This window comes from Bradyrhizobium sp. OK095 (assembly GCF_900109945.1).
Taxonomy (GTDB): Bacteria; Pseudomonadota; Alphaproteobacteria; order Rhizobiales; family Xanthobacteraceae; genus Bradyrhizobium.
This window is the reverse complement of record NZ_FOBX01000017.1, coordinates 42,346-53,657: the sequence shown is the minus strand read 5'-3', so window position 1 is coordinate 53,657 and position 11,312 is coordinate 42,346. Positions and strand designations below refer to the sequence as shown.

Sequence of the window (11,312 nt, the reverse complement as noted above, 5' to 3'; positions counted from 1 at the left end):
ACATGGTCTCGATCAGCCTGCGCAACATCTGTCTCGATTACCCGCTCTACGGCGCCTACGACTTCTCACTGAAGCGGCGGCTGCTCGGGCATCTTATCCGCGAGCCGGGCGAGATGCGGATCATCCGCGCCGTCGACAATTTCACGATCGAGGCCGAAGCCGGCGCCCGCATCGGACTTGCCGGTCCCAATGGCTCCGGCAAGTCGACGCTGCTGCGGCTGATCGCCGGCGTCTATCCCCCGAGCAGCGGCAGCATCGCGGTGCAGGGCAATGTCATGCCCCTGCTCGGCCTGAACGCCGGCGTCAACCTGGATTTCGTCGCCGAGGACAACATCGCGCTGCTGCTGCGCATCGGCGGCCGCAAGCCGACCCGCAGCGTGATCGACGATATCTGGGCCTTCACCGAGCTCGAGACGCGGATGCAGCGGCTACCACTGCGGATGTTCTCTTCCGGCATGCTGATGCGGGTGCTGTTTGCAACCGCCACCGCCTTTCCGGCCGACATCCTCTTGCTCGACGAATGGCTCAGCGTGGTCGACGAGCACTTCGCGGAGAAGGCCGAGGGGCGGCTGCTGAACCTGGTGTCGCAGGCCGCGATCGTGATGATCGCCTCGCACGACCAGAAGCTGCTGCGACGTACCTGCTCCAGCATCATCAATCTCGATCACGGCCGCATCGCCTCGACCGTCGCGGTCGAGCCGCCGGCAACGCATTCCCTCGAGCTCCGCGAGAAACGTGCATGAAGCAGAACATCCTCGTCGTCTCCGAAGCGCTGGGCGAGCCCAACCACAAGCGCGGTATCTTCCACTTCACGCGCGAATTGATGCGCTCGCTCGCGGCCGAGGGGCACGATCTGACGCTGCTGGTGGAGACCACGCGGCGCTTTCGCAAGCTGCGACGGCGCGAACGGCGCACGAAACTATTTCCGGCGCAGTCGCGCAACATCGAGCTGCTCGCGCTGTACCGCTTCCTCGACGAGGTCAACATGGGCGAGCCGGTCGTCCGTGGCGGCCTGCGCCGCACGCTCGACTGGGTCCGTCACAAGGCCGCCATGTCGGTGTCGTGGGACTATATCGCCTGTTTCCTGCGCGCGATCGGCCTGCGCGGGCTGAATGCCCGGTTGATCGAGAACAGAACTGCCGCACTCGAATACGTCCCGCCGGACCTGCGCCATCTCGAGCTGTTCCGCGACTTCCAGCTTGAGCCCGGCTTCTACAGCTATCAGGATTCCTCGGCCTTCTTCCTGCTGCCGCCGCCACGGGTCGATGCGCGCGACTACGACATCATCGTCGTGGACACGCCGACGCGGGTGGCGATCAGGCGCAGGCCGGACGCCAAGGTGATCTGCGTCGTCCACGATTTGCTGCCGCTCACCGACCTCAAGCTCAGCGACGTTGCCACGCGGCTGTTCCTGTCGCGGCTGCTCACCAGCCTGCGCCAGGCCGACGAACTCGCCTTCGTTTCAAACTACAGCATGATGCGGTTCAGGGAACTGTTGCCGCAATTTGCTCACCTGCCGGCGCGGGTCGTGTATCCCCGCACCCGGTTCGACGCCCCGGATGTCCTGCACCTTCCAGCCCCGTCGGGGCGTCCGGGGCGGCCGAGCTTTGTCGTCATCGTCTCGAACGAGCCGCGCAAGAACGTCGCCACCGTCATCCGCGCCTTCCGTGGCGTACCGCAGGCCGATCTCGTCGTGATCGGCTATGCCGGCGAAACCAGCCGGATGCGCAATCTGCCGCAAAACGTCCGCTTCGCCGGCTATGTCGACGAGCACGAGAAGGCGGCCCTGATCGCGGAGGCGCACGGCCTGATCATGCCGAGCTTTGCCGAAGGCTTTGGCGTGCCGATCATCGAGGCCCTGGCCGCGAACACGCCGGTGCTGTGTTCGGATATCGCGGTGTTCCGCGAGGTCGCGGGCGAGCTCGCCGACTATTTCGATCCCTTCTCGACCGACTCCGTTGCAGCCTCCATCACGCGCGTGCTAACGCGGCAAGAAGAATACCGCGGCAAGATCCGCGCGAGGCGCCACGAGCTCGCCGAGCGGTTCGGCTACGAGACCCAGGCCCGCGACTTCCTCGGGCGTGAGATGCCCAGGGAACGGCTGGTCGCAGCCCAGTAAGTGCATCCAGATGACGGCTGAATCTGCCGTATTGTCCGATCTCAGCGACCTGCGTGGCCGATGGCAGGCTTTGGGCCGTTCGGCCGCGCTGGTCCGGGCGGCAGATGTGCTGGTCATCCTGATCGCGGCGTCGTTGCCCTGGTCAACCACGGCGCCTTCGGTCTTCGTCGGGCTCTGGCTGCTCGCGGTCACGCCGACCATCGACTGGCGCGACTATGCCCGCGAGCTGACACGGCCCGCGTTTGCGCTCCCCTTCGTGTTCCTGATGCTCGCGCTCGTCGGCACGCTGTGGTCGGGCGGCGATTGGGCTGATCGGTTGCATGCGATCAAGCCGGTGGCAAAGCTCGTGCTGATTCCACCGCTGCTCTATCATTTCAGCCGGTCGGAGCGCGGCTTGTGGGTTTGCCTCGCCTTCCTCGCCTCCTGTGCGCTGCTTGCGGTCTACTCCTGGATCGTGCTGGTCGATCCCGCCTGGAAGATCACCGCGACGGCATCGGCCGGCGTTCCCGTCAAGAACTACATCGACCAGAGCCAGGAGTTCACGCTGTGTGCCTTTGCGCTGGCGCTGCCCGCGCTGACTTTCTGGCGCGGTGGAAGCGTGGCCGCAACCGCCGCATGCCTGGCGCTGATCCTGCTGTTCGCCACCAACATGGTATTCGTCGCCTCAAGCCGCACGGCGCTTCTCTGCGTCCCGGTGCTGCTGGCCTTGTTCGCCTGGAAACATCTGAGCCGGCGGGCGACGCTGGTCCTGCTCGCAGGCACGGTCGCCGCAAGCGCGCTCGCCTGGACCAATTCGCCCTATCTGCGCCAGCGCATCACCGACGTCGCGGTCGAATACCGCCATGGCCATGAGGACATCAGCCGCGCCTCGACCGCGCAGCGGCTGACCTATTGGCGCAAGGCGCTCCACGCCATCGCTGAAGCCCCCCTGATCGGCCATGGCACCGGCTCGATCAAACGGCAATTCGAGCGCGCCGCCACTGGCGGGAGCAGCCTCGATGCGGAGGTTGTGAGCAATCCGCACAACCAGACCCTCAATGCCGCCATGCAGTGGGGCCTGCTGGGCGTCGTGCTGCTCTACGCGATGTGGATCGCGCAGCTTCGCCTTTTCCTCGGCGAAGGCCTTGCCACCTGGATCGGCTTCGTGGTCATCGTGCAGAACATCGCGAGCTCGCTGCTGAACTCGCACCTGTTCGATTTCCACGAGGGCTGGATGTATGTGCTCGGCGTCGGCGTCGCCGGCGGCATAGCGCTGAGGGCGCAAGCCGCCAGCCGGTCCTGACCTACTGGCCGCGCTCGTGGCCAACCTCGCCGGTGATGACCTCTCCGAACAGCTCCCAGGCCTGCCCGTTGAAGCGCATCAGCTGCATCTGCTCGATCGGGAAATAGTCATCGGCTGACGTGTTGACCATGATGCCCGGCAGCATCAGGTCGGTGTGGAAATCCTTCAGGTTCGCGGCCTGCTTCATGACGTTCTCGCGCGTGAGAGTGTCGCCGCACTGCTTCAGGACCTGGGCCATCGCCTCGGCCTGGACATAGCCATAGACATTGTTGGCGTTGGCCTTGTCGCCATCAGGATAATACTTGTCCATGAACGCGCGCCATTTGATCACCGCGGGGTCCTTGTCCCAGGTCGGATCGGTCGGGTCCTTCAGATAGACGGTCGAGATGATGTCCTTGGAATAGTCGAGCCCGGCGGGCTTGAGCACAGAGGCGACCGAGGTCGCGGTGTTGGCGAGGAAGAATTTTGGCTTCCAGCCGAGCTCGCCGACCTTGCGGATCGCCTGTGCCGAACCCTTCGGCGCCGCCCACGAGAAGAAGATGTCGGCGCCGGAATCGTGGAGTGCCACGATCTGCGAGTCGATCGAGGGATCGCTGACCTCGTAGGATTTGTCGGCGATGATCATGTTGACCTTGTCGCCGAGCCCATCCTTCAGGCCCTTGAACTGGTCTTTGCCGGCATCGTCGTTCTGCCAGAACACCGCGATCTTGCTGTTCGGGAACTTGTCGCGGATATATTTTGCGTAGATTCGCCCCTCGCTCTGGTAGTTCGGCTGGAAGCCCATGGTCCAGGGGAAGTTCTTGGGGTCGCCGAACTTGGTGCCGCCGGAGGCAACGAAGAGCTGCGGTACCTTCTTCGCATTCATGTATTTCATGATCGCGGAGTTCGAGGGCGTGCCGAGCGGCTGGAAGATCAACAGGACCTCGTCGCTCTCGACCAGCTTGCGCGCCTGCTCGATCGCCTTCGGCGGCGAATAGGCGTCGTCATAGCTGATGAAGTCGATCTTGCGCCCGTTGATGCCGCCCTGATCGTTGATCATCTTGAAAAAGGCGGCCTCGGTCTTCCCGATCACGCCATAGGACGACGCCGGCCCGCTGTAGGGCATGATGTTGCCGAGCTTGATGTCGGTGTCGGTGGCGCCGGGGTCGTATTTCTTCTGCGCCATCGCCGGTACTGCGACGAGCACTCCGGCAGCAAGCATAGCGATGGCAGCAAGGTTTTGGCGACGACCCGGCATCGTTCTCTCCCCTATTTTGTAGTCTTGTTTTGTGGAGAGTGTCGCAAGGCGGCTGACCGCTGGCAAGCGGCTCGTTTTTCCGTGAGATGAAACGCTCGATCGGGAACTTAGGCGCCGCGCCGCAGCAGGCTGATCGCGCGTCCGTCAATCACCAGCAACGCGCTGGCGATGACGATGGCGCCGGCGATCTCGCGCGGGGAGATCGGCTCACCCAGCACCAGCCAGCCCAGAAGAATTGCGGTGACGGGAATGAGCAGCGTCACCAGCATCACATTGGTCGCGCCCGAGCGCCGAATGATCTGAAAGAAGACGATGTAAGCGAGCGCCGTCGACAGGCCGGCAAGGCCGAGCACCGCGAGCCAGGTCGTGATATCAGGCATCGGAAGATGCCACGGCTGCTCCACCGCGCTGGCGACAGCCGCCATCATCACCGTCGACGCCATGAGCTGAAACGTTGCCGTGCCGAGCGGGGCCGAGTCCTTCAACAGCCGCCGCGCCGCCAGCGCGGCGAGACCGTAGCTGAAGGCACCACCCAGGCAGAGCAGGATTCCGATCCCCTGCCCGACCCTCGTCTCGATGCCCCATCCGCGCAAAATGATCACGCCGGCGAGGCCCAGCGCCACGCCGGCGACACGGCGCATCTGCAAGGCCTCTTCGCGCGCCGCCGCCATCACGAGCACGGTGAACAGCGGCGTTGTCGCGTTCAGGATCGACGCCAGTCCGCTCGGAATGAAGGTCTGGCCGGCCACGATCAGCGAGAACGGGATGACGTTGTTGAGCAGCCCGATCGCAACGAACGGCTTCCAGCCCGTCATGCCGTTGGGAAAGCGGATCCCCTGCATCCGGAGCAGCGGCAGGAGAATGGCCGCGCCAAGCGCGACGCGCAAAAACACCAGCGTCAGCGGCGGCAATTCCCGCAACGCCGCGCCGTTGAAGAAGAACGAGCCGCCCCAGAGGACCGAGAGCACGGCAAGCAGCGACCAGTCTCGCGCATCGATACGGTTGTCGTTCGGGGGCATGGGTATCACCTCGGCGGCCGAGCCTGCCGCCTAGGACACGTCAGCGAACAAGGCCACCCGATTTCCGACAAGACACAGCTCAAGAGGATCGGCGTGACCGGGCGTCACCCGCGATATCGGCAACCACCGCCCCGATCACCAGGGCGCCGCCAATGAGGGCGTGCACGGCCGGCAATTCCCGGAAGGCAACCCAGATCCAGAACGGCATTAGCGGCGTTTCCAGCGTCGCGATCAGAGAGGCCTGCCCTGACGGCAGCAGGCGCGAGCCGAGCATGTAGAGGGTCAGGCCGAGCGCGACCTGGAGGCAGCCGAACATCGCGAGAATGGCGAGGCCGTTGCCGCCGACATGGGCGATGTCGTGAGCGAACGGAAGACTGACGAGACTTCCGAGGAAGTTCGACAGCGCGGCCGCCGCCACCATCGACGTCTCGCGGTGGCGCCGAACCACCACCGTCATGGCGGAGATGGCTGATACCATCAGGCAGCTCAGGGCCACGCCGCCGAGATCGGCGCCGGCTTGCACACCGCCGACCGTGATGACGACGCCGGCAAAGGCCATCAGGCTTGCGATCAGCGTGCGCCAATTTGCGGTCTCACCGAGCCATAGCCACGCCAGCGCAGCCGCGACGAAGGGCTGCGTGGCGATCAGCACCGCCACATTCATCACGTTGGTCATCTGAAGCGCGGGGATGAACGAGACCATACCGATGGTGGACAACGAGGCGACGAGCAACCCGCCCCTCCCCGGCACGATCAATTGCCGCAGCGCGCCGCGGCCCTGCATCACCACCAGAAACACGCTGATCAGGCCGCCTGCGAACAGGCCGCGCCAGAACAGAATCGTCCAGGGATCGAACGGCAGCAGTCGGGTGAAGAACGGCGCCGTGCTCCAAGCGACCGCGGCTGATATGACGAGGGCAATGCCGAGACCGCGTTCCGATCGAGGCTGCCCCATGTCGAACTGCCCCGGTTAAGACGGCTTCTTCGGCCGCGACACCAGCTCGATCATCTTGCCTTCGTCGTCATCCGGCATCACAGCCTTCGCCTGCGCGTAGGACTCGACGGCCGCGCGCGAAACCAGCGGCTTGTCGGCCAAGAGGCTCTCGGCGAGCTTCACGGCGTACGCCGCGTCCTTGTGCCGGAGCGCTGCCGTAAAGGTCGCGCCGCTGAAATCGCGGGCGACCATGCGCTTGGCGTGGCGCTGCACCTGCGGGCTTGCGGCAACACCCGCCTGGATCGATTCCAGCACGAGGTTCATGTCGAGGCCGGCCTGCTCGGCGATCGCGAGGCCCTCGGCGAGGCCGGCGATCTGGATCGCGCCCATCAGATTATTGATGAGCTTGTAGACCGTGCCGGAGCCGACCGCGCCGAAATGGCGGATGGTCGAGCCGATCGGCGTGAGATAGGGACGCGCACGTTCGAGGTCGGCCGCATCGGCGCCGGCGAGCAGCGTCAGCTTTCCGCTGGCCGCTGCATCCGGCAATCCCGTCACGGGGCAATCGATATAGATCAGTCCGCGCGCGTTGAGCTCACGGCCCATCTCGCGGGCGTGGTCATAGGAGACGGTGGAGCATTCGATTGCGATGGTGCCTGATTTCGCCGTCTTGGCGGCGCCCATGGGCCCGAGCCAGACCGCACGCGAAGCTTCGTCGTCGGCGACCATGGTCACGACGGCGTCGGCATCGATCGCGGCATCCTCCGGCGACGTCGCCCAATGCGCGCCGCGCGCGATCAGGTCTTCCGCTTTTGATTTGCTGCGATTCCACAGCGTCACCGTAAAACCGGCATCGAGATAGCGGCCGGCCATGCCATGGCCCATCCGTCCAAGCCCGATGAAGGCAATTCGGGTCATGATCAGTCCACGTCCTCGATGTCAGCGCCTGTGGTGCCGAAGGCGCGCTGCGCCAGCGTCGCGGCCATGAAGTCGTCGAGCTCGCCGTTGAGCACGCCCGAGGTGTCGGAGGTCTGCACGCCCGTGCGCAGATCCTTCACCATCTGATAGGGCTGCAGCACGTAGGAGCGGATCTGATGGCCCCAGCCGATATCGGTCTTGGCGGCCTGGTCGGCGGCGGCCTTCTCCTCGCGCTTCTTCAGCTCGATCTGATAGAGACGCGCGCGCAGCATGTCCCAGGCCTGCGCCTTGTTCTTGTGCTGGGAGCGGCCGGCCTGGCAGACCACCGCGACGCCGCTCGGGATATGCGTCAGCCGCACCGCCGATTCAGTCTTGTTGACGTGCTGGCCGCCGGCGCCGCCCGAACGCATCGTGTCGACGCGGACATCGGATTCCTTGATGTCGATCTTGATGCTGTCGTCGATGACCGGGAACACTTGCACGCTCGAGAACGACGTATGCCGCCGCGCGTTGGAATCGAACGGCGAGATGCGCACCAGCCGGTGCACGCCCGCCTCCGTCTTCAACCAGCCATAGGCATTGTGGCCGGAGACCTGGATGGTCGCGGACTTGATGCCGGCCTCTTCGCCCTCGGACTCCTCGAGGAATTCGACCTTGAAGCCGTGGGTTTCGGCCCAGCGCGTGTACATGCGCAAGAGCATCTGCGCCCAGTCCTGGCTCTCGGTGCCGCCGGCGCCGGCATGGACTTCGAGATAGGAATCGAAGCCGTCGGCTTCGCCCGACAGCAGCGCCTCGAGCTCGCGCCGCGCCACTTCCTTCTTCAGAGCCTTCAACGCATTTTCGGCTTCAGCGACGACACCCGCATCGCCCTCGGCCTCGCCGAGCTCGATCATGCCGATGTCGTCTTCAAGCTGCTGTTCGACCTTGCCGATACCCGAGAGCGAATCCTCCAGCGAGGTTCGCTCCTGCATCAGCTTCTGGGCCTTCTGGGAATCGTTCCAGAGATTGGGATCTTCTGCGAGCTTGTTCAGCTCAGCGAGGCGCGCCGTCGATTTATCGACGTCAAAGATGCCTCCTCAGCAGCCCGACTGACTGCTTGATCTCTTCTACCAACCGTTCGATTTCGGCGCGCATGTCGTTCTCTAATCTCGCGGAATTGCTCCGCGTTCGATTTGAAGGCCGGATGTAGCGGCGGCGGAGGCAAAGCGCAACCGCCCGCTCCTCCACCCCCGACGATTCTCCCCATCGTTTACCAGAGGCCGCCGGTCCCCGGACGCATGATGAAGCCGGAATCCGGCTGTTGCTGCTGCGAGGCCGGCATACGGCTGTCGGCGTCGGCAACCCCGATGACGGAGTAGTTGTCCGGCGGCGCCGTGCCCGGCTTGAAGGCCTCCAAAATGGTTCCGCCGGTCTCGCCGGGTCCGGCGCGCATGCCGGTCTTGGCGACGACGCGGACCAGCTTGATGCCGGCCGGTACCTTGAACGGAACAGCCTGCTTGTCGGCAAGCGCGAGCTTCATGAAATCGCGCGCGATCGGAGCCGCCAGATGGCCGCCGGTCGCGGCGTTGCCCTTGCCCAGCGCGCGCGGCTTGTCGTAGCCCATATAGATGGCGACGGCGACATCAGGCGAGAAGCCGACGAACCAGGCATCCTTGGCCTCGTTGGTGGTGCCGGTCTTGCCGGCGATCGGCTTGCCAACCTCCCTCAGCGCGGTCGCGGTACCAGCCTGCACGACACCTTCCATCAGCTCGGTGATCTGATAGGCGGTCATGGAATCCAGCACCTGCTCGCGGCGGTCGATCAGCTGCGGCTCGGTCTGGTTCTTCCAGCCGCCGGGTGCCTCGCAGCCACGGCATTCGCGCTGGTCGTGCTTGAAGATGGTGTGGCCGTAGCGGTCCTGGATGCGGTCGATCAGGGTCGGCTTCACGCGGCGGCCGCCATTGGCGATCATCGAATAGGCCGTGACCATGCGCATCGCCGTCGTCTCGCCGGCGCCGAGCGCGTAGGACAGATAGTTCGGCAACTCGTCATAGACGCCGAAGCGGCGCGCATATTCGCCGATCAGGGGCATGCCGATGTCTTGCGCAAGGCGCACCGTCACGGTGTTGAGCGACTGCCGCAGCGCATTGCGCAGCGTCACCGGGCCTTGGAACTTGCCCGAGGAGAAGTTTTCAGGCCGCCACACGCCGGCGCCCTGGCCCTGGTCGATTTCGATGGGCGCGTCGAGCACGACGGTCGACGGCGTATAGCCGTTGTCGAGCGCGGCCGAATAGACGATCGGCTTGAACGACGAACCCGGCTGCCGGTAGGCTTGGGTCGCACGGTTGAACTGGCTCTGGTCGAACGAGAAGCCGCCGACCATCGCGAGCACGCGGCCGGTCCAGGGATCCATCACCACCATTGCGCCGGACACTTCGGGGATCTGGCGCAACCGGTACTGGCCTTCAACCGGCTGTCCCTCCTTGCTGTAGAGCGGATCGGCATAGATCACGTCGCCGGACTGCAGAACCTGCGACACCGCCGTCGCTGTCCTGCCCTTCGCGGCCCCCGAGGCCGCCCTTGCCCATTTGATGCCGTCAAGCGTGATCAGACCTGTCTCGCGCTGCTTGCTGACGGCGCCGCCGAGTTCGCGGCTCGGCTGGAAGCCGATGCGCGCGGATTGATCGCTGGTCTCCAGCACCACGGCCATGCGCCATGGCGAGATGTCGGACAGCGACTTGATCTCGGCGAGCTTCACGCCCCAGTCGCCGGAGATATCGAGCTTGCTCATGGCGCCGCGATAGCCCTGCTGCTCGTCATAATTCACGAGGCCCGACACCATGGTCTTTCGCGCCATGACCTGGATCTTCGGATCGAGCGTGGTGCGGACAGAGAGACCGCCCTCGTACAGCTTCTTCTCGCCATAGCGCTCAAAGATGTCGCGGCGGACTTCCTCGGCGAAATATTCGCCGGCGAAGGTGTGGGCGCCGCCGGAGCGGTTGGTGACGGCCAGCGTCTCCTTGCGCGCCTTCTCGGCGTCGGCCTGCTTGATCCAGCCGTTCTCCACCAGACGGTCAATCACGTAGTTGCGGCGCTCGATCGCGCGGTCACGGTTACGCACCGGATGCAGTGTCGCGGGCATCTTCGGCAGCGCCGCCAGATAGGAGGCTTCCGCCACCGTCAGCTCGTTCACCGATTTGTCGAAATAGACCAGCGAGGCGGCCGCGATGCCATAGGCGCCAAGGCCGAGATAGATCTCGTTCAGATACAGCTCGAGGATCTTGTCCTTCGAATAGGTCTTCTCGATCCGCATCGCCAGCAAGGCTTCCTTGATCTTGCGGGCGAAGGAGACCTCGTTGGTCAGAAGGAAGTTCTTGGCGACCTGCTGGGTGATCGTGGAGGCACCCTGCGGACGGCGGTTGGAGCCGAAGTTCTGCAGATAGAGCACGCCCGCGCGCGCCATGCCGGTGTAGTCGATGCCGCCATGCTCGTAGAAATTCTTGTCCTCTGCTGCGAGGAAGGCGTTGATCACGAGCTTCGGCACGGCCTGGATCGGCAAGTAAAGCCGCCGCTCCTTGGCGTATTCGCCGAGCAGCGAACCGTCGACCGCGTGGACGCGGGTCATCACCGGCGGCTCGTAATCCTGAAGCTGAGAGTAATCCGGCAAGTCCTTGGAGAAATGCCAGATCAGACCTGCCGCGGCCCCGACACCGACCAGGAACATCACTGTTCCCGCGGCGAACAGGAAGCCCATGAACCGCACAAGCAAGCGCATTATGTGTCTATCCGTTCAAACTCTGGATCAGCCCAGTATCAGCCCCATA

The 11,312-nt window shown here is 64.5% G+C and carries 9 protein-coding genes; 3 read left to right on the top strand and 6 right to left on the bottom strand.

Annotated features, from left to right (window positions below; all coding sequences use genetic code 11):
* Positions 1 to 2: 2 nt before the first annotated feature.
* The 3 genes from BMW89_RS32575 to BMW89_RS32565 are packed head-to-tail and all read left to right on the top strand — an operon-like array spanning position 3 to position 3,401.
* Positions 3 to 743, top strand: a complete 741-nt coding sequence (locus tag BMW89_RS32575) for an ABC transporter ATP-binding protein (RefSeq protein WP_092034377.1) — start codon at positions 3 to 5, stop codon at positions 741 to 743.
* Positions 740 to 2,119, top strand: a complete 1,380-nt coding sequence (locus BMW89_RS32570; protein ID WP_177196492.1) for a glycosyltransferase family 4 protein — start codon at positions 740 to 742, stop codon at positions 2,117 to 2,119. Before BMW89_RS32575 ends, BMW89_RS32570 begins: the two co-directional genes overlap by 4 nt.
* A gap of 10 nt (positions 2,120 to 2,129) precedes the next feature.
* On the top strand, positions 2,130 to 3,401 hold the full coding sequence (locus tag BMW89_RS32565; RefSeq protein WP_092034374.1) for an O-antigen ligase family protein: 1,272 nt from the start codon (positions 2,130 to 2,132) through the stop codon (positions 3,399 to 3,401).
* Position 3,402: 1 nt separating this feature from the next.
* Here BMW89_RS32565 and BMW89_RS32560 read toward each other — a convergent pair whose 3' ends face one another.
* The 6 genes from BMW89_RS32560 to BMW89_RS32535 all read right to left on the bottom strand — a co-directional run bounded on the left by BMW89_RS32560 (position 3,403) and on the right by BMW89_RS32535 (position 11,263).
* Positions 3,403 to 4,638, bottom strand: a complete 1,236-nt coding sequence (locus tag BMW89_RS32560) for an ABC transporter substrate-binding protein (protein ID WP_092034371.1) — start codon at positions 4,636 to 4,638, stop codon at positions 3,403 to 3,405.
* Positions 4,639 to 4,745: 107 nt separating this feature from the next.
* Entirely contained in the window at positions 4,746 to 5,657 is a 912-nt protein-coding gene (locus BMW89_RS32555) for a DMT family transporter (protein ID WP_092034369.1), read from the bottom strand.
* Positions 5,658 to 5,736: 79 nt separating this feature from the next.
* A complete protein-coding gene (locus tag BMW89_RS32550) occupies positions 5,737 to 6,612 on the bottom strand; it encodes a DMT family transporter (protein WP_092034367.1) in 876 nt (291 codons plus the stop codon).
* 15 nt (positions 6,613 to 6,627) lie between these two features.
* Positions 6,628 to 7,509 (bottom strand): NAD(P)-dependent oxidoreductase, encoded by an 882-nt coding sequence (locus BMW89_RS32545; protein WP_092034364.1) that lies wholly within the window; start codon positions 7,507 to 7,509, stop codon positions 6,628 to 6,630.
* A gap of 2 nt (positions 7,510 to 7,511) precedes the next feature.
* A protein-coding gene (gene prfB, locus BMW89_RS32540; protein WP_143062871.1) for a peptide chain release factor 2 occupies positions 7,512 to 8,643 on the bottom strand; the annotation gives its coding sequence in 2 pieces (ribosomal slippage) (positions 7,512 to 8,573 and positions 8,575 to 8,643; 1,131 coding nt in all).
* A gap of 115 nt (positions 8,644 to 8,758) precedes the next feature.
* Positions 8,759 to 11,263, bottom strand: a complete 2,505-nt coding sequence (locus tag BMW89_RS32535; protein WP_092034360.1) for a penicillin-binding protein 1A — start codon at positions 11,261 to 11,263, stop codon at positions 8,759 to 8,761.
* Positions 11,264 to 11,312: the final 49 nt, after the last annotated feature.